Origin of the sequence: Mucilaginibacter sp. CAU 1740 (assembly GCF_039839285.1) — a bacterium.
Lineage (GTDB): Bacteria > Bacteroidota > Bacteroidia > Sphingobacteriales > Sphingobacteriaceae > Mucilaginibacter.
The window spans coordinates 354,283-377,842 of record NZ_JBDOQS010000002.1; the positions used below are offsets into that span (position 1 = coordinate 354,283).

Genomic DNA, 23,560 nt, shown 5'->3' on the forward strand with positions numbered 1-23,560 from the left:
GGTTTTAAAGGGTGAATACTATATAACTGTTACCGGGTTTGCCGCGTTCGACCAGCATTGCGCCGTACCCACCGCACGTTTCCATCCAGCTATTCCTGTTTTTACTTCTTCCAGATCTTCAGCCGGACTAAATTCAGCTTCCGCCGCCCATAGTTGCTGGATCTCTGCTACATCTTTCCAATAACCCACAGCCAAACCAGCCATATAAGCCACACCAAGTGCGGTGGTTTCAGTAATTTCCGGACGGATAACTTTGCAATTCAATACATCCGATTGAAATTGCATCAATAGGTTATTGGCCGTAGCCCCGCCATCTACCCTTAATTCTTTTATCTCCATACCGGCATCAGCTTCCATAGCTTTCAATACATCCATAGTCTGGTATGCGATTGAGGCCAGTGCTGCTCTCGAAATATGGGCTGCCGTTGCCCCGCGTGTTAAACCTACAATAGCGCCACGCACTTCCGGGTCCCAGTAGGGGGCACCCAAACCGGCAAAGGCAGGTACAAAATATACACCTGCGGTATCTTTAACCGAGGTAGCTAAGCGCTCCACATCGGCTGATGTTTTGATAATGCCCAATCCATCGCGCAGCCATTGCACAACGGCACCGCCAATGAAAATACTGCCTTCAAAAGCGTAGGTGATCTGGCCGTTAATTTTCCAGGCCACGGTGGTAAGTAGGTTGTTTTTTGATTGGATAAACTCGTTGCCAATATTCATCAGCATAAAACAACCTGTGCCGTAGGTGTTTTTCACCATAGCCTTATCAATACACATCTGCCCGAACAAGGCCGCGTGCTGGTCGCCGGCTATACCTGCTATCGGGATCCTTTGCGCGAAAATGTTATTTGCAGTATGGCCGTATAACTCGCTTGATTGTTTTACTTCAGGGAGGATACTTTTAGGGATATTGAACAATTGCAACAGCTCATCATCCCATTGTTGAGTGCGGATGTTGAACAACATGGTACGCCCTGCATTGGTTACATCAGTAGCATGAACTTCGCTGCGGGTAAGTTTCCAGATCAGCCAGCTATCAACTGTTCCAAACGCCAGCTCGCCTGCTTCGGCCTGTTCTCGTGCACCTTCAACATTATCCAATATCCATTTTATTTTTGAGCCGGAAAAATAGGCATCTATTACCAATCCGGTTTTTTCGCGGATCATATCGGCGTGACCGTTTTGTTTCAGCTCGTCGCAAAAAGCAGCGGTGCGCCTGTCTTGCCAAACAATGGCGTTGTGGATTGGTTCGCCAGTTTTACGGTTCCATACTATGGTGGTTTCCCGTTGATTGGTGATGCCGATAGCTTTGATATTGCCGCCGCCGAGGCCTGCTTTTGCAATAGCTTCTACGGCTACCGAGATCTGCTTGGCCCAAATTTCATTTGGGTCGTGCTCAACCCAGCCTGGTTTTGGGAAATGTTGTTTAAATTCTTTTTGTGCCGAAGTAACTATTTTGCCGGCATGGTCAAAAATTATGGCGCGTGAACTTGTAGTTCCCTGGTCGAGGGCTAAAATATATTCCTGCATAATTGGTTTGGTTTACCTTGGTTTATTAAATGAATATCACATTAATATTGTTCATTTTAATGTGCTGTTAGTATATAATTTTTAGCTGTTTTATTAAACGCTTCTACCTGTGCAGCTTCCCAGTCTGCATCTTTTTGAAGCTCCGCCGCCATTAATCGGGCAACCTCAGGGACCATTTTTACGGCCAGTCTGGCGTTAAGGAACAGCACCCGGGTGCGGCGGGCCAATATATCCTCAACCGTGCGGGCCATTTCATTCCTTACCGACCAAATAACCTCGCCTTTGGTGTACGTGCTATCCGGGTGTACAGGGATTTTCCATTCAGCATTTTCATTGCTTAAAGCCTGTATTTTCTCGGTGTCGGCACCATAAACAAACATCGGATCGGTCCAATCCGGATTTGGCTTGCTTCCATGGATAGGGAGGGAATCTGTTTTACATGCTGTGGATGGCAGGTTTCCAGTCTTAATTGCCTGGTCAACTATGTCCTCGCCCATTTTACGGTAGGTTGTCCATTTACCACCGGTTATGGTGATCAACCCCGAATCAGATACTATTAGTTTGTGGCTTCTCGAGATCTCTTTTGTTTTTGACGATCCGTTTTGCGGAGCCGCGAGCGGGCGTAACCCTGCAAATACACTAAGCACATCTTCGCGTTTGGGTTGTTTGGTGAGATACTGACCTGCCGTGCGTAAAATAAACTCTATCTCGGTTTCCAGTGCTACCGGCTCAAGGCTGTGTTCATCAATTAGCGTATCAGTAGTGCCTACCAGTAATTCACCATGCCATGGCACGGCGAAGAGTACGCGGCCATCCTCAGTTTTGGGAATCATTAAGGCATCATCACCCGGTAAAAACGAACGGTCGAATACAAGATGTACACCCTGGCTTGGCCTTACCATCGGTTTTTTCTCGGGCGTGTCCATTTTTAATATATCGTCAACAAAAATACCGGTGGCGTTAACAATGGCTTTGCCTTTAAACTGGTAGCTGGTGCCGGTTTCTGCATCGGTAGCATTCACGCCAGTAAGTTGGTTGTTCCCGTTTTTGGTAACACCTGTTACTTTAAAATAGTTAAGCAACGTAGCGCCTTGTTCAACTGCCGTTTGTGCAAGGTTAATAGCCAACCGTGAATCATCAAACTGGCCATCGTGATATACAACTCCCCCGTGTAACCCTTTTTCCTGTAGGCCGGGCAGGCGTTTCAGGGTTTCTTTTTTGGAGATGTGTTTGGTATGCCCCAAGCCAAGCTTGCCCGCCAATATATCGTAAATACTAAGGCCGATGGTATAAAACACACCATCCCACCAGCTGTAATTAGGGATAATGAAACTTTCGTTTTTAACTAAGTGGGGAGCATTCTTTAATAATAAGCCACGTTCGCGCAAAGCCTCACGCACCAGGCCTATATCGCCTTGCGCCAGGTAACGCACCCCGCCATGAACCAATTTGGTAGCCCGACTGGAGGTTCCTTTGGCAAAATCGGCCTGTTCTAATAATAAGGTAGAGAAACCCCGCGAGGCAGCATCAACAGCGGCACCCAAACCGGTAGCGCCTCCGCCTATAATAATAATGTCCCAGGTTTTGTCGGGATCGCTTATGGCTTGCAGGTTGCTTTCTCTTTTAAATAAATTCATTTTGTTTCGATATTTATTCAAATGTATAAAATCGAAATAAAAAATAACTAAATGAAATGTAAAATAATTTTGTTTTGTTATTTTTGATGAGAGAAATGGCTTAATCTCACTTGTAAACAGGTTTTCTGATTAATTTAGCGGCAATGAGTAAAAACACCGACAGGCATAAAGTAATCCTCCAAAAAATAGAGAGCGATGGTTTTGTAAACGTGCAGGACCTGAGCGATGAATTGGATGTTTCGGAAGTTACGATACGGAAGGATTTGAAACTTTTAGAGGATAAGAACCTGCTTTTCCGCACCCACGGCGGCGCAAGTAAAACCAACCCTTACACCAACGATCGCCCGGTAGCCGAAAAGGAAAAACTCAATGCACCCGAAAAGAACAAGATTGCGGTGGCCGCAGCCGCTCTTATTGGCAACAATGACTCAGTGATCATAGCATCGGGTACCACGATGCTTGCCCTGGCGAGGGCTATGCAACCTACTAAGCATTTAACGGTGGTTACCGGAGCGCTGCCGGTTGCTTTAGAACTCCTGCAACACCCCGAAGTTGATATTATCCAATTAGGTGGCCAAATGCGCAGCACCTCATCATCAGTTACCGGTAACTATGCCGAACTGATGCTGGATGATATGCTGTGCGGCGTATTGTTTTTAGGTGTAGATGGCATCGATCCTGAAATAGGACTCACCACAACCAATTTGTCCGAAGCACGCCTCAACCAAAAAATGATCAATGCGGCGCAAACTACTATTGTATTGGCCGATAGTACAAAATTTGGAAAGCGTGGTTTGGCAAAAATTTGCTCGTTAGATCAGGTAAATGAGATCATTACCGATAGTGGCATCAGCCCGGCAATGCTTAAAATGCTGAGTGAAAAAGGGGTGAAGGTTACAGTTGTTTAGTTAAAGTTAAAAAGAAGGTAAAATATTTCGTGTAAGTTCTAAATTGTTTTAGCAGGCATACTTTTTGCGAAAAACACTTTTAAAGTAGATGTAAAATTATTGTTATAATTACTACATTGTACCTGGATTTCAATTGTAAAACGTTTTACCCCAATTTAGGCTATGTTTCAGGAACAAGTAGTTCATGAAGATAAACATACTGCAACCTGGCTTGCCTTTAAGCGGGGCGATTGGGAAGCCTACACGCAATTGTACAACAGCTATTTTAAAATGCTGAACAATTATGGCTACAAATTTACAAGGGATGTAAACGTAATTGAAGATGCCATTCATGATCGTTTATCCGCTTGTGGACAAGCAGAGAGGGGCTTGGCAATCCTGCTTCAGTCAAAAATTATCTTTTCAAATCGTTGCGGAGTATCATCTTTCGCAAGCTCCAATCAAAATCGCGTTTTGTTGACCTGGACGGAGAAACTAATCATCAGGTTCCGTTCGAGATCTCGTTCGATCATCACATCATAGCCGGGGAAGAAGAATACGAATTGCAGCAAAAAATAAAAGCACACGTCAAAGCTTTGCCCGCCAGGCAACAGGAAATTATTTATTTGCGATTTTACGAAGGCTTAAGCTATGAGGAAATAGCCGATATTATGGAAATTAATATCAGCTCCACCTATAAACTTATTTATAAAGCCTTCAATAACCTGCAAGAGTCGCTTAAAACATCAAAAGTGGTATTGGTTTTAGCCATCTGTTCCTGTTTTTATATAAATAATTATAAAAATTAAATTTTTTTTGAGTTTGTAGGGATAATTGGGGCAGGGTGCTGTCTATAAGGATAAAATAACAACCTTATACCGCATGCAGACCGCCAAATACAGTACTTACACCCTTGCCGATTTTTTAGAAGACGACGATTTTGTTCGTTTCGTTGTCAACCCGTCGCCAAATGATATTTTATTTTGGCATGAGGTGGTATTTCAATACCCGGCACTGCAGGAAACCATAAGCCAGGCATCAAGCGTTATCAGCGCTTATCGTAAACAGGAAATTTTTACCAATGCCGAAAATCAGGAACAGGTTTGGCAAAGGATAACATCAACCCTGCAAACCCAACAACCCCGCGCCAAAATATTTACCATGCAAAGGTTTATGCGCGTTGCAGCGATATTCCTGCTTATTTCATCAGTAGCTGTTACCCTATGGCTTTTAAATAAAAATAGCAATAATGAAATAGGCACCGCCTTTGGCGAACTACGTACCGTTAACCTGCCCGATGGATCGACCGTGGTTTTAAACGGGAACTCGAAACTTAGCTACAAAAATAACTGGGATAAAAATGCCCGCGAAGTTTGGATAAGCGGCGAGGGTTTGTTTAAAGTAAAGCATATTAACAGGGATCCAAGCCACGTAAAACCTACCGAGAGGTTTATTGTACACTGCTCGGATATGAACATCGAGGTTTTGGGTACAACTTTCAATGTGCGCACGCGCCATAATAAAACCGATGTGGGCTTAGTACAAGGCAAGATCAGGGTTGATTATGTTGACCCGGCTTCCAGCAAACAATCGCTCATTATGAAACCCGGCGATTTTGTACAATACGCCCGTAAAAAAGCTATAGCCCGCACTTTTCTCCCTCAACCTGAAAAAATAACCAAGTGGACCAAGCACCAGTTATTGTTTAATGATGCCACACTGGCGCAGATCAGCGAGATCATGACGGACGATTATGGCTATCACGTTACACTTGCAAACCCGGATCTGGCCGCGCTTAAAATTGAGGGCGAGATCAACGTACCCAACGTTGAAGAGCTGATCGAAACCATATCTACCACACTACCAGTTAAAATTACGCGCTCTGATAAAAATATCACTATAACCAAACTAAACTAAAAACCCCTAAACGATCATTTTATGCGAAAACTCGACTCATCAAAATTTTTTAGATGTTGCTGTTTCCTGATGGTTTTGCTTGGCCATTCGGTTTACGGTTTTGCCCAGATGGCACTAACCAGTAACACCCGCATGCATGCCCGCAGCTACAGCTACCAGCTACCGCAAAGCACCGAAACCAAAGTGCTGCTCAAAGACGCGCTCGACAACCTGAAAAAGCAATTTAATGTGCGTATTGCTTACCAGGAAGGTTTGTTGGATAACAAATTTGTACCGGCAAGTTTATCGGCTAATTCAAAGCTGTTATCGCTTGATGATAACCTGAAACAATTGTTAACCATTTTTCAGTTAGAGTACCGTAAAATAAACGATAACCAGATCTCTATTTTCGCTGCCCGCGATGTACAGGCTAATCCAATTGTTGCAGCAGTTGTGTTAACCGGTAAAGTAACCGACGCTGCCGACGGGCAACCGGTTGTTGGTGCATCGGTATATCTGAAAGCCGATAACAAGGTTGGTACCACTACCGATGTTAGCGGTAATTTTAAACTGTTAGTACCTGATAAATATTCGGGCGGCGCGCTTACGTTAACCGTAGTTTATATGGGATATTCTCAACAGGATGTTCCTGTTGCCAGCCCTGCATCGCCTATACAAATAAAACTTGCCCAAAATAACAAAGCCCTTAACGAGGTTGTGGTTACGGCCTTGGGTATCAGCAAACAGAAAAAATCATTAGGCTATTCTGTTACCGAAGTTAAGGGTACCGAGTTTACTCAAGCCCGCGAAAATAACGTGGCCAACGCCCTTACCGGTAAAATTGCCGGTGTAAACGCTACGGGTTTATCAACCGGCCCGGGTGGTTCAAGCCGCGTGGTGATCAGGGGTAATGGTGGCCTATCGGGCAGTAACCAGCCTTTATATGTGGTTAACGGTATGCCTATTGATAACAGTGTGCCGGGTGGTGCGCCAACGGTTAATGGCTCAACCAATAACGTTGACCGCGGTGACGGTATCGCGGCCATTAACCCGGACGATATCGAATCAATAAGCGTATTGAAAGGTGGTACGGCGGCGGCCTTATATGGTTCGCGTGCAGCAAATGGTGTTATCCTCATCACTACCAAAAAAGGTAAGGCCCAGCAGGGGATAGGTATTGAATTTAATTCGACGGCCACCTATGATAACGCTTCTGTATTTCCCGATTTTCAGTACGAATATGGGCAGGGTGATAACGGCGTAAAACCAACCACACTGGCTCAAGCCCAAACTACCGGAAGGCGTTCATGGGGTGCAAAAATAGATGGTTCGACAGATTATGTGGCTGTCGACGGCAAAACTCACCCTTATGTAGCCCAGAAAAATAACATCAAAAACTTTTATCAAACCGGCGCTACCTATACCAACAGTATTGCTTTTGTTGGCGGTAACGAGGCTTTTACCTATCGTTTTTCGGCAGCTGATCTGAGCAGTAAAGGTGTTTTGCCTGGCACTACTTATGATCGTAAAACTTTTAACCTCGCACTTAACGGCAAGCTTAGCAAGCACATTGCCATCGAGGCGCTGGCCCAATACAATATTGAAAACGGACATAACCGTACCGGGGCGGGTGATGCCTTGGGTAACCCTAACTGGACACCGCTTGAAGTTGCCAATACCGTTGATGTACGCTGGTTGAAACCCGGGTACGATGATAAAGGCAACGAAATTATGTGGAATGATGCCTCGATAGCTTCGAACGGTTATTTTGTGATCAATAAATTTAAAGAGGACGATCAGAAAAACCGCTTTATAGGTCAGGGCTCGGTTATTTTTACGCCGATTGATAACCTGACCTTTAAAGCCACCGTAAGCCGCGATTTTTTTAACTACAACTACACCAATATTTTGCCAACCGGTGCGCTGTATATGTTAAATGGTGCGTATGCCGGTTATAAATCTGATGTATCAGAAACAAACGAACTGGTTACTGCCAGCTACAAAACCAAAATTGTAAGCGATTTTAATGTGAATGTTTTGGCAGGTGTTAACAGCCGCCGTAACGTTACCAACGAGTTAAACCTCACCGGTGATACTTTCACTATCCCTTACTTTTACAGTTTTACCAATCTTTCAAAATCTTCGACAACGCCTAATAACTTTCAGATAGTTACCAACTCGGTATTTGGTGCGGCCGATTTTGATTTTAAAAGTTTAGCGTTTTTATCGTTTACCGGTCGTAAAGATTGGTTCTCTACACTTAGCTTAAAGGATAACAGCATATTTTACCCAAGTGTGGGTGGAAGTTTCATCCTGTCTGATGCTATCAAGCTGCCACAGGCAATCAATCTCTTTAAGTTAAGAGGCTCATGGGCACAGGTAGGCGGTGGCGCTCCGGATCCGTATGTTATTAATTTGAGTTACGCCAGTGTGCCAAGCGCTGGGCCGCCGTTGCAAAACGTTAAAAGCCCTAATATTACCAATCCTAATTTAAAGCCATACACTTCAACAACCTTCGAGGGTGGTTTTGAATTGCAGATGCTTAATAACCGCTTAGGTTTTGACGTTACTTTATACAACCGTAAAACCACTAATGATATTGTTAAAACCAGTATCTCAACAACATCGGGCTATAGCTCGGTTATCCTCAACGTAGGCGAAGTGAGCAATAAAGGTGTCGAATTGCTGATCACCGGTAACCCAATAAAATCGAAGGATTTTGCTTGGAATGTAAGCTACAACGCCGCTTACAACAATAATAAAGTACTGAAACTGGCACCAGGGCTTTCAACCATACAAATGGCAAGCTCGGTAAATGGTTATGCTTATTTGAATAATATTGTTGGTAAACCATTCGGAACGCTGGTAGGTACCAGCATGACGCGTGATGCTAATGGAAACGTGGTGTTTGATCCTACAACAGGCTACCCGGTGCCAACTGCGCTGCATGAGTTTGGCAAAAGTGTTGCGCCGTTAACAATGGGTTTAACCAACGAGTTCAGGTATAAACGCTTCTCGTTAAACGTACTGCTTGATGGTAAATTCGGTAACAAGGTATTCTCATTAATGGAGGTTTACGCTACCCGTTTAGGTTTGATGAAATCAACCCTTCCGGGCAGGGACGGCGGCTTAACGGTAACCGGAGTTGATAAAAGCGGTAACCCGTACACCCGCACTGTACCTGTAAGCGGCCTGCGTACTTACTACGATAATTATAAAATTTATTCAGACCTGTTTTTACACGATGGAAGCTTTGTAAAACTGCGCCAGGTAATATTATCATACAATATTCCACCTATTGATTTGAAGGCTGTAAGGATCAGATCGGCAAGTGTATCATTGGTTGCACGTAACCTTTTGACTATCTATAAAAAGACAGACAACTTCGATCCTGAACAAACGCTTACCAACAGCGAAAGCCAGGGTTTCGAATCAATTGGCTTGCCGCGTACCCGTTCAATTGGTGTAAACCTGGCTGTTAAGTTTTAATCCTTTAAAATGATAACGATGAAAAGAATTTTAAAAAGATATATCTGTTCTCTGATGGTACTGCCAGCCGTGTTGGCCACGCAATCGTGTACCAAAAACTTCGATACCCTAAATATCGACCCTAACGCTTCAACCACGCCAACGCCCGCGTTGATCTTTACCAAGGCGCAATATGATGGTACAGCCAATATGGCTAACCTGTTGCTGGGTACTATGCAGTACACCACCAGTTATAATGATGTTGCCGGTTTCGGTTCCAAGTATATTTTGGCCCAGGCGCAGGCATCGGCTGGAGTGTTCAGCACCGCTTACACCAACGAGATCAATGAATTGGTAGAAGTATTAAAAGCCGTTGGTGATGCTCCCGACAAGGTGAACCTGAAAGCCGAGGCCCGCATATGGCGGGTGTATTGCTTTAGCCGCTTAACCGATCTGTATGGCGATATCCCATACTCGCAAGCTGCACAAGGGTACAATCAATCTATATACAAACCGGCTTATGATGCACAAAAAGATATCTATGCCGATCTGTTAAAAGAGCTTGACCAGGCCGCCCAAAGCCTTGATGCGGCGAAAGCTACTTTTGGTAGTGCCGATTTGATTTACGGCGGCAATACCGCCAAATGGAAAAAGTTTGCCTACTCGTTGATGTTGCGTTGCGCCATGCGCATGACTAAGGTTGACATTGCCCAGGCACAAACATGGGCTACCAAAGCAATTGCCGGTGGTGTTATTATGGACGATGCCGATATCGCTAAAGTTGCTTACGTAGGTGCAGGCCAGAATATCAACATCAACCCGCTGGCACTTAACCTTTGGAATAGCGATTACATAGCTGTAAACGGAAGCAGCAATATTGAAGGCGGAAAATACCAGGACGTATTTATTAACTACCTGAAAGCTAATAAAGACCCACGTTTGGGTGTGGTTTCAATAGTTTATAATGGCGGTAATGCGGATACCACATCGGCCATCCAAAAAGGTATGCCTGCTACTTTTAACGCAAAGCCTGCAGATTTTGTAACCTATTCTGAGCCAAACCCTAAAACGGTGTTGTTATTTGCTTCGCCAAGGTTGGTTTATACTGCCGCCGAAAGTTATTTCCTGCTTGCCGAGGCTTCATTACGTGGCTGGTATAGCGCTTCGTCAGCGCAATCATTATATGAAAACGGTGTGACGGCGGCTTTGAGGCAATGGTCTATTATTGCCGGTTCTGCCGGTACTATCAGCACCGCGCAGATCAACAGTTATATGAACGCGCATGCGTTTAACAACAGTGGTACTACCGAGCAAAAGCTGGAGCAGATCTACACCCAGTTTTGGGTTGGCTTGTTCCCTGATGCACAGGAAACTTTTGCCAATTACAGGCGCACAGGCTATCCGGCACTTACCCCTAATAACTACCCGGGCAACGCAACCGGGGGTAAAATATTCAGAAGAATGCTGTACCCCATAAGCGAACAAAACCTCAACCCAGAGTCATACAACGCCGCCGTAGCCCGACAAGGCCCCGACGAGTTCCTGACCAGGATGTGGTGGGATAAACAATAGTGTTAGTTTGATTAATGCAATGTTGTACGGGGAAGGGCGTGGGGCCTTTCCCCGTTTTTTGTTTTGGGAGTAATAAACCTATTTGTCATTTCGACGAGCGGGGGCAATGTGCGGGTGCTGGGAGAAATCTTGTACGCCCTGTATGGCCAACTTGTACGGCGGTATTGCAAGGCGTATAAGATTTCTCTTTCGCTCCAACGCGCCATCCCTCCGCAGGCTCTATCGAAATTACATTTTTTAAATTGCGTTTTGTAATATATTGCCTTACAGTTAAAACCATAAGCCGATAACCTTGTTAAACCATCTAAATTTAAACCTTTATGGCACTAAAAAAGTTCGCGCAAACCCGTTGGAATGTCGAAGCACAGCGGGTAACACTGTATCCTTACCGTATTTTTAATGCACTGAGTATCGCTTTTGGAATAATATTGATCGGTTTTATGGTTGTTGCTTATATCATGTTAGAGCAGGATCCGGTAGTGTCCTTTTCAACCGGCGTACCCATGTTTATTACGTTTGCGATAATTGTTGCCCTAATTTGGGCGGTAGGCCGCACAGTAGTTGTGTTTGATAACGAGGCGCGGATGATGCGTAAAAAGCTTTTCGGTGTGTTAAGTATCCGTTCCGAACGTTTTGATGACCTGGCCAATGTTGGTATGGTACGTAATACCATGGGCGGCTTCAATTACAGGGCTTTTCCAAAAAGGGATAAATATGGCAAAGGCGTAGTGGTTTCGGCATCGTACGCAAAAGATGATGATCCTAACGCTATTGCGCTTAGCGACGAAGCTTTTTCGGTGATATCGAAGTTCCTTTCAGCCGGATATCAGGTAAATGATAATGCGCAGTTACTTATAACCGATTTTAAATTTTACGATAACAACCCGCCATACTACAGCATTAAACGTAACGTTGTTGGCGGCCTTATCATTGGGTTAGCGCTTTTGGCTGTGGGGGTGAATGAACTTATTAATCATTCCATCACTCACGATTCGGATACGTTTCACAAAGTTTTGGTGATCGTTGCGTTTTTAGGCTTCGGTGCTATTTTTGCTTTTTCGGCATTTACCAAAGTAACTTTTGATACCAATGCCAAAACCGTGAGCCGGGAGAATCTTTTAGGCATCGGTAACCAGACCTATAGCTTTGCCGATTTTATCAACTTTCAGATCACCAGGCGCACTACAAACATGATCTACTCGGGTACAGATGTGAAAATGTATTTCCAGATCCCCGGAAGTAATAAACAAAAAATATTGCCGCTTAAAAGCTTCAGGAGCACTAAAAAGATCGACCGTTTCTTGGAGGAGAGCCGCTACATTATGGGCATCCGCTAATTAAGCACTGGGCTTGGCAGCAACTTCCGGTGCAGGAATGTTAAGCGCCTTGCCCAAACTCAATAGCTCGGATGTGATGGCGCGGGTATAAGTTTTGATCTCTTCCTGGAAATCAGTAACCGAAGCCCCTGAACGGATCTCTTCCAGTCGCTTTTCCCAGTTTCCCGTTAATTCGGCTTGGGCTATTTGTTGGTTTTTTACTACATCATAAACGCCCAGTCCGGTTTGGGTAGGTACGAGATTTTTCTTTTCGCGGAGAATGTAGTTTCGTTTAAGCAAGGTTTCGATAATGGAGGCCCGTGTTGCCGGTGTTCCTAAGCCACTATCCTTCATGGCGTAGCGCAATTCCTCGTCGTCAATTTCCTTGCCTGCTGTTTCGAGGGCTTTTAGTAAACTGGCCTCATTGTATAGCGGTTTGGGCTTGGTTTGTTTTTCGAGGATAGCTTTAGCTGTAACTGGCAGGTTTTCGCCTTGCGTTACTTTCGGTAAAGTGGCGTTTTCCTCGTCTTTCTTGTCGTCTTCTTTATCGTTGAACACAGCACGCCATCCGGCGGTGTGGATCACAGTTCCGCTGGCTACAAATTTAGCGCCCGATTGCATTGTGATCTTGGTGATCTCTTTAATACAATCCTGGTGAAAAGCTTCGAGCATACGCCCTGCCACCATATCAAAAATGGCCTGGTGATCGGCCGAGAGGTGATTAGGCGTTTCGCCGGTAGGCAAAATAGCGTGGTGATCGGTTACTTTTTTCGCGTTCACACTTCGTTTGCTCAATTTGGCACCGGCAAGGGCTTGTGCTTGTTTGCCGAATAAAGGATGCTGTTCCTGCTTTTCTATCAGGGTTGGCACACCCGCGAAAACATCATCGCCAATATAACGGCTGCCTGTACGTGGATAGGTAACCAGTTTGCTTTCGTACAGGTTTTGCAGCAGGTTTAAGGTTTGATCTGCAGTAAATCCTTTACGTTTATTAGCTTCCTGTTGCAGGCTGCTCAGATCGTGCAATAACGGAGGTGGTTCTTTACGTGGCTTAGCCTCAACCTGTAAAACATGGCCGCCTTGCGGAAAGCCGCCTTCTACATCCTGAACCTGGTTAAATACTGCCTCTGCTTCCTCCTTAGTAGCGTAGTTTTCGGTCGATATCGCTTTAAATACCTGGCCGTCTTTATCCGGGTGGATGCTTACCTGGTAATAGGTTTGCGGTACGAAATTTCTGTTTTCGATAAACCGTGAGCAGATCATAGCCAGGGTAGGGGTTTGCACCCGTCCCAATGAAAGTACCGCCCGGTTACCTGATGAGAGGCTTAGCGCCTGTGTGGCGTTCATCCCCACCAACCAATCCGATTGTGAACGGCAATGGGCCGAATTAAACAATGTATCGTAATCGCTCCCCGGTTTCAGATTGCGGAACCCTTCTTTAATGGCCTCATCAGTTTGTGAGGAGATCCAAAGCCTTTTGAAAGGCTTTTTGCATTTGAGATAATAGTAAATATAACGGAAGATGAGTTCACCCTCACGCCCGGCATCCGTTGCTACAATGATCTCTGTAGCCTCATCAAAAAGGGCTTTGATCACATCCAGCTGTTTCTTTACCGATGGGTCATCAACCACGCCATCCTTGGTTTTAACCTTGCGGATAGAGAGTTTGAATTTGGGCGGAAGCATGGGCAGGTTTTGGATATTCCATCCGTAATAACCGTATTCCTGCGGGGCGGCAAGCTGTAACAGGTGACCAAATGCCCATGTAAAAGTGAAGCCTTTACCTTCAATATAGCCCGTTTTTTTGGTATTAGCGCCAAACACCCTGGCAATTTCGCGGGCTACAGAAGGTTTCTCGGCTATGATCACTTTCATATCGTTTTCACGTTGGTGTTAAGGGCGACGAAAGTATGAAATTACCGGTGGGGCTGCAAGTTATGTTGGTAAGTGGTAGCTATCCGGTAATTATGGGTTGTTAAAAATAAAAAGATCAATTTTAAATTTAAGAATTGTTTATACCTTTAAGCAGAATTTTAACTTATATATAACTTCTAATGAAACCTATTTCCTTATTCACAAAGCACTTTTGTGCTATTGCGCTAATTGCGTCTGTTGTTGTATCCTGTAAAAAGAGCAACGATCCTCAAAAAACAGCTTCCGGTTCTGGTAAGATCTCTTATTTTGTAAAAGCTAACACGTCTTTAAACGCTAAAATGAAAACCAACACGACAGTGTTGACTGACAGTGCTTCAAAGCCAATAGCTGTTAGCTGGTCATCGGCCACGGTTTGGGTTGAAAAGATCGAACTTGTAGCACAAGGCAAAAAAACACTTGATTCGGTTATCATGGTAGAGAAAAAGCTGAATATTTTTAGCGCTGATGCCTTAGCTGGAGCCATTCAATTACCAGCTGGCTCGTACGATGATGTGAAAGTGACGATGTTTTGCCGCAAATCTCCAAAATCCGATTATGCTTTTGATTTTAGAGGTACGTTCACCAATACCTCGGGCGGGGTGGATAGCATAATGGTAGGCAGTTCTTATCCATTTGAAGCTAACCTGGCTGTATCGAACATTGTAGTTGGAGCTTCAGATAACTACAAGGCTACTTTTAACTTCAATCTTTACAACACACTAACCGGCATTACAGTCGGAGATATTCAATCTTCTGCCAGGTTTTATTTAGGTACTGATAATAAAAAGACCTATGTGATCTGGAAAGGCGGCTCGGCAGATGAGCCTTTTTACGATCAGGTTATTCAGAACTGGCAAAATGTAGCCAGTGTTGTTATAACTAAGGGTTGAGGAGCTGAATAATAAAGTATTACAAGAAAAAAGCCGCTTTAAAAAAGCGGCTTTTTTCTTGTATGGAGCTTTCAGTCCTCGTCATTATTAGGTACGAAGTAATGACGTTTTTATAGTTGTATGGAACAAAAAAAGCAAACCCGGTCGCATAAAATGCGCCGGGTTTATGCTTAACATATTAACTGATCTATTTAACTTCCCATTCATGTATCCCGGTCGAATTATCAACCGGTAATTGTACTTCTAACTTTAACGCTGTTGTAGTGACAGGCTCAAAACTCACCACATTAAAAGCATCCTTGCTGATAGCATATGGCGTAGTGTTTTTAACCGGAACCCATTGCCCATCCTTTAAATAAAGAACTTTATACGATGCCGGAATCCGGCAACCGCCCCATGGCCCGTCATCATACCAATACACTTTTGATTCGCTCACGGTATGCGCTGCATCAAAATCGTACTGAACAAACTCGCTTGTGTTGTGTGCTGGCCACCAGTGCAGGTAAGGGTAGTTGGTATCTTTCGAATCTGCCGGTTCGTACTGGTCTTTAATGGCATTGTACATCCTTTTATTTTTTACGGATGATGTTACTTTGCTGGTGCTGGCAATGGTAGGTGCCGGTTTAGGCCTTGCTGCCGAAGCCTCGTATGGGATCCAAACCGTCATTTCGCTCGGGCCGCGGTTGGCCCAGGCGTAGTAGGGGATGGCTTTTACCTGTTGATCGGTCTCTATCAGCGCGTCGCTATTCAGCTGGCGTTTGGTGCTCTTACCATCGGCGCTTATTACATCAACACCATTAAGCAGGTTGGCTTGGTAGTTGGCTGCTGCGATGGCATTTTTATCAACCATAATGTTTTGCACCAGGCTATCGCGGTTATCGGGGCCTTCAAGGCAATACACTACTGGTCCGCGCTGAAAGGCGAAGCGGCCGCGGTCATCTTTAATATTGTTGTTGGCCAAAACTTTTTCGGTTTCCATTGGCAGGTCTAAAGTAACCTTGTCACCTTTTTTCCAGGTACGTTTAATTATAGCGTAGCCTTTTTCGGTGCTGTAAGTTGTCGCTTTGCCGTTAACCAGTATGGTTGCCGGTTTTTGATTTTTATCCAGGTAGGTGTACAAGTCGCCGGGAACTGGTTGGTCTTTTGCCCATCCTGGTATGCGTAACCTTAACGTAAACGCGGTAGCTTTAGCAGGATTAACTACAATATTGATATTGCCTTTCCAAGGGTAATCTGTGGTTTGGGTGATGTTTACATTACCTGCAGCTAATTTAACTTCGCTGGTGTTGCTCATGTAAAGGTTAACGTACAGGTCGTTTTGGTTTTTGGCGTAAACGTAACCCGGTAATGATGGCAAAAAGCGTGTCATGTTGCTGATACAGCATGCACAGCTGATCCATGCGCTGCGCTGATGCTGAAACATAGATGCCAAGGGGTTTGGGTAGAAGAACCTATCGCCGCTCAGCGACACACCCGATAGCAGACCATTGTAAAGCGTGCGCTCCAACACATCAATATATTTCGAATCGCCATGTAGTAAAAACATGCGGTTGTTCCAGTACACATTACCAATAGCCGCGCATGTTTCGGCATAGGCCGACATGTTAGGCAATTGATAATCGTCACCAAAAGCCTCGCCATTACCGGTTGCACCAATGCCACCCGTGATATACAGCTTTTTCGTTACCACATCCGTCCAGATATCATCAATAGCAGCGAGGTATTTCGCGTTGCCGGTTAAAGCGGCAATATCGGCCATACCGGTGTACATGTAGGCGGCGCGTACGGCGTGACCTTCAGCCACGTGCTGGTCTATCACTTTTTTATCGGCCTGGTTGTAGGCATCACCTTTAGGGCCACGCACGTCAAGGAAAAACTTAGCTAAGTCAAGGTATTTCTTGTTGCCCGTAACCCGATACATTTTTGACAAGCCAATCTCTACGATCTGGTGACCCGGATATTCTTCAATCTTTCCCGGCCCGAAAGTATTCACCAACAGGTCTGCATTTTTTATGGCGATATTAAGCAGGGTGCGTTTGCCGGTAGCCTGGTAATGTGCCACAGCAGCTTCATACAAATGCCCGGCGTTATAAAGTTCATGGCTTAAGTCTTCCTCCTTCTCCCAGCGTTTGCTGCCTATCCACTCATGCGGCTTTTTGGCGTTCACCGTGCGGAAAGTGTACAGGTAACCATCAGATTCCTGCGCGGCACCGATAATGTTGATCAGCGTATCGATGTATTTATCCAGCTTCAGGTTCTTTTTGTTTTGCATGGAGTATGACGCCCCCTCGATAGCTTTGTAAACATCAGTATCATCAAAAGGGAACTCGCTTAGTTTATCGCCATCCAGCTTTTTGGCTGCCCGCAAAAAATTATCCATCCGGCCGTTCTTTTTGCATTGTTCCAACACGTAGGGGATAGTAACGTTGGCGTTAACCTCCATTTTTGGCTCCCAGAAATTATCGTTAACATGCACACTGGTAAAGGCTACCGGCTGGATAGGGTAGTCCTTTTGCTGCGCGAATACATTGGTAGCAGCAGTCATAGCCGCTAACGATAGTAGCCAGGCCGCCTTGCTTTTATTGATCATGATCTTATTTTAAACAGATTGATATGTGTTATTTTATCCAATTAAATAGCTTTTAGCTTTACGCCTTTGGCTTTTCGCTTATCTGTATAGCTTTTAGCTTTCAGCCTTCGGCTTTCAGCTTAATTTTTAACCATCCGGCTGCCATAAACCGGACCGGCGCTGTTGTCTTTTTTTGGTACCAGCTTTACAGTAACTTTTTGCTTGCCCTTGGTAAGTTCTATTGGGAGTGTATAGCTTATATCGTAAAAACGGCTTTCCTTGTACTGGTTCAAATCTTCGGTTGATAGTTTGATGCCATCTATCAAAATATCGAAGCTACGGCCGCGGTTATCCATACCCCAATAAGTATTAATGAGCGTGTTTTGAGCATTGGCATCAACCTTCATTTCGTATTGAAGATAGCCGCCGTTCTCTGTCGAGCGCCATTTTTTCTGGTGGTCCTCGCCGGTTGTGGCATTCTCGCTGGTAAAGTTATGGTCGCGCTCGGGTTGCATCTCACCTATGCGGAGCAGATCTGTAGTGCGGGCTTCCAGTTCCTGTTGTTTTTTGCGTTGCTCATCATAAGCTTTTTGCTGTACCACCCAGGCATCAGGGGTAAATACGTCCCAATACACCGAGTAATATTCATTTTTAGTTTGATTGAAGGGGATCAGGTTAACTTCAACAGGTTTAGAGATACCCGTGGTATGGAAGCTTAATTGCTTCTGATCAACCATCTGCAACCATTTGTTTGGATCGGTTTCGCTGGTAACAAAAACCGGAACGCCTTTAAGCGGATCAGGTTCGGTATTACCCAATACACCGGCCAATAACACGGGGCCGTAAAATACCGCGCGTCTGTTGGCATTATCGGGCATAGCCTCGGTATATAAGCTCTCTGGCGTGATTAATTCTATTTTATCGTTATTGCGCCATTTGCGGTTCAATACCAAATAGCCCTCGGCATCAACATTAACGGTTTGTTTTTTACCGTTGATGCTTACCGATACATTATCGCTCCATTTAGGTTTGCGGATACGGATAGCCAAATTAACCTGCTTAGTTGCAGTAACAGTAAACGTGGTGCGATCTGTATTAGGTAAATTACTTTCCTGTTTCATGCTGATACCCTTTGATGCCCAGTTCAATACCGATGGGATGAACAGGTTAACATACAAACTACCATCAGCACCTTTAAAATAAATGGTCTCGTTATACTTTACATGGTTTTCCATGCCAGAACCTACACAACAGGTAAAATCATCAAACGGGGTACTGTATTGCTTGGTGCCACCCATCCGTAGCGGAACAAAGTAGCACATCATACCGGTGCTGTGGTTTTGTGAGGCGAGGATGTGGTTATATAATCCTTTTTCGTAATAATCCATCAAACTTGCCGAAGGAGCTACCGCAAACAAATGCCGGGTCAACTTCAGCATATTGTAGGTGTTACAGGTCTCGGTGGTGTTTTCTGTAAGCCTGTCGTTCAGTTTGCGTGGCTCGCTCAGGTATTCGTAGTTACTGTTGCCGCCTGTAGCGTAGGAGTGGTTATTTACAATGGTTTCCCAAAAAAAGTCGGCAATGGTTTTATCTTTTTTATCGCCGGTAAGTTCGTATCTGCGGGCACTGGCAATTATTTTAGGGATCTGGGTGTTGGAATGCTTGCCCGGCAAAATATCCTGCTGCTGCGACAAAGGATCGAGGATCTTTTTATCGTAGAACTTATAGGATAGCTCGAGGTACTTTTTATCGCCGTTGATAGCATACAAGTTAGCAAGCACTTCGGCCATGCCGCCATATTCGCAAAGCAGCATTTTTTGTAGCTTCTCGTCGTCGAGGTTTTTGATGGTCTCACCGGTCCAATCGGCCATGCCTTTGCATATTTTCAGGGCTTGCTTGTTATCAGCATATAAATAAGCATCCAACAAACCGGCCATCACCTTATGCACGGTGTACCAGGGCGACCAGCCGCCATTCAAATCAAAGCCCCGCGAACGGATATCGCCTTTGGCAACCTCGGCCCATAAGGTATCCTCTTTAGGTATCGCACCAACATAGCCGGTTTTACGGGCAACCTGGCATTCGTTAAGCTCTGTTACTATATAATTAACGCGTTTTAAAAATTCCGGGTCGCGGGTTGCATCGTAGTGCATGGCAATGGCCGAAAGATAGTGACCAAGCGTATGCCCAGCCAGACCTGATGATTCCCAGCCCTCGTACATTTTGCCCTTAGGTTTTAAGCCCGAATGGGAGCGGAATGCAGATAGCAGCCTATCCGGCTCGATAGAAAGCAGGTACTTTACATCAGCTTCTTGCGCCACTTTAAAAGGCCCATCAAGCAGTTTTACATCTTTCAGATCGAAGGCATAGGCCTTTACCGGAACAACCGGTTTTACCTTCATCCGGGTATCGTTTTGAAGGGGCAGATATGATTGCGCCTGTGCCGCGTTAGTTATTGCAAGGCAGGCTACAATACAGGTATTTAATTTAAGCCATTTTTTTGTGAGCATGATATGGGGTTTTGTTTCATCAAAATCAGTTTATAAAAGTAGCCCTCATGTGCTGATAATTATGGGTGATTATTTGCCGGTGTTAACCGGATATTAACCGCTTTTTAACTGAAAAGCCGAATTGTGGGTATAAAAATGATTTTGTAGCCTTAAACTAAACTATCCCTAATGTTTAAAATTATTGTAAAAGTCACAATTAAATAATCTTAGTGTAACAACAATGTTAATATACGGGTAGTATTGGCAAAATTCATAAAAAAATGATGGGCGGGTGAAATATAGTTTTACATATCTGAAAATCAGATATAAAGACATAATTGCTAACCACCTCATTTAATTTTATGCAGTTTAAACATTTACTCAAGAAACTCATTTTACCATTATTGAGTGTATTTATGTGTGTTAATTACACTTATGCACAGTCAATAACATTAAAAGGTAAAGTAACCGACGAGAAAGGCGAGGCCGTAGCCGGAGCCTCGGTTAAATTAAAAGGAACCAACAAGGGTTCGATAACCAACGCTACCGGCGCGTTCGAAATTGCCTATCCGGGCACAGGTACATTAACGGTATCCGCCATAGGATATGCCCCTACCGAGGTTAAGCTTAGCGGCCAGGCCAGCATCAACATTACTATTAATAGTGATAGCAAAGCCTTGAACGAGGTGGTTGTCACCGCTTTAGGTATCAAACGCGAAAAACGCATCCTCACATATAGCACGCAGGAAGTAAAAAGCGAATCTATTACCCAATCAAAAGAGCCGAACATTGTAAACGCTATTGCCGGTAAGGTATCGGGCGTGCAGGTAACAAGTTCTTCGGGTACGCCGGGTAGTTCGGCGCGCATCCTGATCAGGGGAACCACTTCATTTTATGGTAATAACGAACCGCTAATGGTTATTGACGGTGTTCCTGTTGATAACTCTGAAACAGGTAACCTGAACTCTGGTCCCGGTACAAGCCGTATTGCAGATATCGACCCATCTATTATTGCAAGTGTCAACGTATTAAAGGGTGCTGCTTCTACAGCGCTTTACGGCTCAAAAGGCGCTAATGGTGTAGTAATGATCACCACCAAAAACGGCGCGCTGAATAAAAAGCCACTTATCACTTTTACTTCTGATTTTTCGTTCGAGAATCCCTTGCTTCCGCAAATTCAAAACAAATATTCGCAAGGTACCAATGGCATTTATTACGATGGCGAAACCCAAAAAACAAGTACCTCATGGGGCGCACGTATGGATACGCTGAAAATAAACGGTCAGGCTGCAAAAGTTTATAACCAGTCGGATTTGTTTTTTAAAACCGGCCATACTTATAATAACACCATCAACATTGGTGGCGGCAGCAATACTTCAACCTACCTGGTATCGTACTCAAATTTTAACCAGCAAGGTACTGTGCCTACTACCAAATTTTTGCGCAACACTCTTTTTGCTAAATATAGCGCGCATATTTTGGATAACCTGAACACAACTTTCCAGTTAAACTACTCCAACTCCCAAAATGACAGGCTACCTGAAGGTTACGCTTTGGAAAGCCCGGTTTGGACAATTTTCACCGCGCCTGTATCATACAATCTGCAACCGGCAACAAACGCCGATGGCACGCAGCGCTTGTACCGCTTTTCGCGTAACAACCCTTACTGGGTGTTGGATAATATCAAAAACCACTCGGGCGTTAACCACTTTTTGCCAACGTTTACGGCGGATTACAAGCCTTTATCATGGTTAACGGTTACAGAACGTTTTGGTGCTGATGTTTATACCGAAATGGATCGTTACCATGAATCAACCGAATCGGTATCAAATCCTAATGGCCGTTTGGTTGATCAGAATATCAATTATCGCCAGTTTAATAACGACTTATTGATAGGCGCTAATAAAACCTTCGGTAATTTTAATGTAGATGTGGTATTGGGTAATAACATTATCTCTACCTATAATGAATATACTTATGCAAACGGTGTTGGCTTAACTGTACCTGGACTGTACAATATGGCTTCGGCATCTACAGTTACCTATTCCGAAAATCAGAGATTACAACGCAAAATTGGCTTCTATCTGCAATCAAACATTGAGTATAAGCGCTTCCTGATATTGTCATTAACCGGCAGGTACGATGGTAACTCAGTACTATCAACCGATCATAATTTCTATCCATATGGATCGGCTGCAACCAGCTTTATTTTTTCTGAGTTCTTTAGTCCTGAGTTTTCAAAAGTTATGAATTTGGGTAAAGTGAGGGTATCATACGGTACGGTAGGCAACGATGGTAGCATCAACCCATACAGCCTGTTAACTCCGTATAACGTAGCTGCTATCCGTAACCTCAACTTCCCTTACGCGGGGCAGGCGGGCTTCCTCATCAGTGATATTTATGGAAACCCTACTCTTAAAAACGAACGTATCAACGAGTTTGAAGCCGGTTTTGAAGCGGGTTTCTTTAATAACCGAATCAGCCTGGAGGCTTCTTTCTATAGTAAAAAAACAACTTCCGGTATTATTCCTAACGTAGCCATTGCTCCATCAAGCGGTTATTCTTCAACATCTGTAAACTCAGCTGTTATGCGTAACCGCGGTATTGAGGTTTTACTGAATGTAAACCCAATAAAAACCCGAGATTTTAACTGGGACCTTACCCTTAACTTTACGCGCAACCGTAACAAAGTATTATCAATTTACCAGAACCAGCAGCAGCTGGGCAACGGCTTTACCAATATTACAGTTGGCCAGCCTTATGGCGTTATTTATGGAACCCGTTACGCGCGTAATGCAGCCGGTAAATTATTAACCGACGATTCGGGTTTACCTTTTGCAGCTGATGACCAGGGCATAATAGGCAATATCAACCCTAACTGGCTGGGTGGTATCAATAACAATATCAGGTTCAAGCAGTTCAACTTCAGTTTCTTTTTTGATATTAAACGCGGCGGCGATATCCAGAACAACGTTGATGGTTACGGCTACTTTTATGGTACACCTAAAGTTACTGAAAACCGTGGCCCAAGGGTGGTTGATGGTATAAACGCTACTACCGGTCAGCCCAATACGGTATCGGTTAACGGGCAGCAATACTATCAGCGTATCAATGGTATCCTCGAATCTGTTATCCAGGATGGCAGTTATGTGAAATTGCGTAACGTAAGCCTGGGCTATACTTTAAAACCATCATGGTTAAGCAAAAGCCCTTTCAAATCGGCAACGTTAAGCGTAACCGGTCGTAACTTATGGATCCACGCGCCGCACTTTACCGGCGGCGACCCGGAAGTTAGCTCGTTCGGTTCATCAAACGGCTCGCAGGGGATTTACTCGTTCTCAACTCCAACATCAAGATCAATTGATTTTAGCCTGAAGGTAACCCTGTAG

General features: G+C 44.4%; 14 protein-coding genes. 8 read left to right on the forward strand and 6 right to left on the reverse strand.

The features are described from left to right. Positions 1-18 precede the first annotated feature (18 nt). Together glpK and AAFN85_RS05835 are read right to left on the reverse strand one after the other, a co-directional pair. A complete protein-coding gene (glpK, locus tag AAFN85_RS05830) occupies positions 19-1,533 on the reverse strand; it encodes a glycerol kinase GlpK (protein ID WP_347526075.1) in 1,515 nt (504 codons plus the stop codon). A gap of 56 nt (positions 1,534-1,589) precedes the next feature. Further along, the gene (locus AAFN85_RS05835) at positions 1,590-3,170 is read right to left on the reverse strand and encodes a glycerol-3-phosphate dehydrogenase/oxidase (RefSeq protein WP_347526077.1); all 1,581 of its coding nucleotides are present in this window, start codon (positions 3,168-3,170) and stop codon (positions 1,590-1,592) included. Between the two features lie 143 nt (positions 3,171-3,313). On the opposite strand from AAFN85_RS05835, the gene AAFN85_RS05840 reads away from it, so the two are divergent. Next, positions 3,314-4,078, forward strand: coding sequence for a DeoR/GlpR family DNA-binding transcription regulator (locus tag AAFN85_RS05840; RefSeq protein WP_347526078.1), 765 nt, complete (start codon positions 3,314-3,316; stop codon positions 4,076-4,078). Positions 4,079-4,207: 129 nt separating this feature from the next. Here AAFN85_RS05840 and AAFN85_RS05845 read toward each other — a convergent pair whose 3' ends face one another. Further along, on the reverse strand, positions 4,208-4,411 hold the full coding sequence (locus tag AAFN85_RS05845) for a hypothetical protein (RefSeq protein ID WP_347526080.1): 204 nt from the start codon (positions 4,409-4,411) through the stop codon (positions 4,208-4,210). Between the two features lie 14 nt (positions 4,412-4,425). Between AAFN85_RS05845 and AAFN85_RS05850 the strand changes: the two genes are divergently transcribed. From AAFN85_RS05850 to AAFN85_RS05870, 5 genes are all read left to right on the forward strand, one after another. Continuing rightward, complete coding sequence (locus tag AAFN85_RS05850) at positions 4,426-4,866, forward strand: RNA polymerase sigma factor (protein WP_347526082.1); 441 nt, start codon at positions 4,426-4,428, stop codon at positions 4,864-4,866. A 73-nt stretch (positions 4,867-4,939) separates the two neighbouring features. Beyond that, entirely contained in the window at positions 4,940-5,974 is a 1,035-nt protein-coding gene (locus AAFN85_RS05855; RefSeq protein ID WP_347526083.1) for a FecR domain-containing protein, read from the forward strand. 21 nt (positions 5,975-5,995) lie between these two features. Continuing rightward, the gene (locus AAFN85_RS05860; protein WP_347526085.1) at positions 5,996-9,442 is read left to right on the forward strand and encodes a SusC/RagA family TonB-linked outer membrane protein; all 3,447 of its coding nucleotides are present in this window, start codon (positions 5,996-5,998) and stop codon (positions 9,440-9,442) included. A gap of 18 nt (positions 9,443-9,460) precedes the next feature. Then, positions 9,461-10,993 carry a SusD/RagB family nutrient-binding outer membrane lipoprotein gene (locus AAFN85_RS05865; RefSeq protein WP_347526086.1) on the forward strand — a complete coding sequence of 511 codons (1,533 nt, stop codon included), beginning with the start codon at positions 9,461-9,463 and terminating at the stop codon, positions 10,991-10,993. A 320-nt stretch (positions 10,994-11,313) separates the two neighbouring features. Continuing rightward, on the forward strand, positions 11,314-12,330 hold the full coding sequence (locus AAFN85_RS05870) for a hypothetical protein (protein ID WP_347526087.1): 1,017 nt from the start codon (positions 11,314-11,316) through the stop codon (positions 12,328-12,330). On the opposite strand, the gene AAFN85_RS05875 is transcribed toward AAFN85_RS05870, so the two are convergent. Then, complete coding sequence (locus AAFN85_RS05875; RefSeq protein ID WP_347526088.1) at positions 12,331-14,184, reverse strand: DNA topoisomerase 3; 1,854 nt, start codon at positions 14,182-14,184, stop codon at positions 12,331-12,333. It lies immediately after the preceding gene. A gap of 338 nt (positions 14,185-14,522) precedes the next feature. On the opposite strand from AAFN85_RS05875, the gene AAFN85_RS05880 reads away from it, so the two are divergent. Beyond that, positions 14,523-15,113 carry a hypothetical protein gene (locus AAFN85_RS05880; protein ID WP_347526089.1) on the forward strand — a complete coding sequence of 197 codons (591 nt, stop codon included), beginning with the start codon at positions 14,523-14,525 and terminating at the stop codon, positions 15,111-15,113. Positions 15,114-15,300: 187 nt separating this feature from the next. Here the strand turns inward: AAFN85_RS05880 and AAFN85_RS05885 are convergent, their stop codons facing one another. Both AAFN85_RS05885 and AAFN85_RS05890 read right to left on the reverse strand, forming a co-directional pair. Continuing rightward, positions 15,301-17,703, reverse strand: a complete 2,403-nt coding sequence (locus AAFN85_RS05885) for a glycoside hydrolase family 127 protein (protein ID WP_347526090.1) — start codon at positions 17,701-17,703, stop codon at positions 15,301-15,303. Positions 17,704-17,822: 119 nt separating this feature from the next. Continuing rightward, complete coding sequence (locus AAFN85_RS05890; protein WP_347526091.1) at positions 17,823-20,192, reverse strand: beta-L-arabinofuranosidase domain-containing protein; 2,370 nt, start codon at positions 20,190-20,192, stop codon at positions 17,823-17,825. A gap of 341 nt (positions 20,193-20,533) precedes the next feature. On the opposite strand from AAFN85_RS05890, the gene AAFN85_RS05895 reads away from it, so the two are divergent. Next, on the forward strand, positions 20,534-23,560 hold the full coding sequence (locus AAFN85_RS05895; RefSeq protein ID WP_347526092.1) for a SusC/RagA family TonB-linked outer membrane protein: 3,027 nt from the start codon (positions 20,534-20,536) through the stop codon (positions 23,558-23,560).

Coding starts and splice junctions, on each gene's coding strand:
- glpK (WP_347526075.1), bottom strand. CDS start 1,533: ATGCAGGAATATATTTTAGCCCTCGACCAGGGAACTACAAGTTCACGC.
- AAFN85_RS05835 (WP_347526077.1), bottom strand. CDS start 3,170: ATGAATTTATTTAAAAGAGAAAGCAACCTGCAAGCCATAAGCGATCCC.
- AAFN85_RS05840 (WP_347526078.1), top strand. CDS start 3,314: ATGAGTAAAAACACCGACAGGCATAAAGTAATCCTCCAAAAAATAGAG.
- AAFN85_RS05845 (WP_347526080.1), bottom strand. CDS start 4,411: ATGAATGGCATCTTCAATTACGTTTACATCCCTTGTAAATTTGTAGCC.
- AAFN85_RS05855 (WP_347526083.1), top strand. CDS start 4,940: ATGCAGACCGCCAAATACAGTACTTACACCCTTGCCGATTTTTTAGAA.
- AAFN85_RS05860 (WP_347526085.1), top strand. CDS start 5,996: ATGCGAAAACTCGACTCATCAAAATTTTTTAGATGTTGCTGTTTCCTG.
- AAFN85_RS05865 (WP_347526086.1), top strand. CDS start 9,461: ATGAAAAGAATTTTAAAAAGATATATCTGTTCTCTGATGGTACTGCCA.
- AAFN85_RS05870 (WP_347526087.1), top strand. CDS start 11,314: ATGGCACTAAAAAAGTTCGCGCAAACCCGTTGGAATGTCGAAGCACAG.
- AAFN85_RS05875 (WP_347526088.1), bottom strand. CDS start 14,184: ATGAAAGTGATCATAGCCGAGAAACCTTCTGTAGCCCGCGAAATTGCC.
- AAFN85_RS05880 (WP_347526089.1), top strand. CDS start 14,523: ATGAAAACCAACACGACAGTGTTGACTGACAGTGCTTCAAAGCCAATA.
- AAFN85_RS05885 (WP_347526090.1), bottom strand. CDS start 17,703: ATGATCAATAAAAGCAAGGCGGCCTGGCTACTATCGTTAGCGGCTATG.
- AAFN85_RS05890 (WP_347526091.1), bottom strand. CDS start 20,192: ATGCTCACAAAAAAATGGCTTAAATTAAATACCTGTATTGTAGCCTGC.
- AAFN85_RS05895 (WP_347526092.1), top strand. CDS start 20,534: ATGCAGTTTAAACATTTACTCAAGAAACTCATTTTACCATTATTGAGT.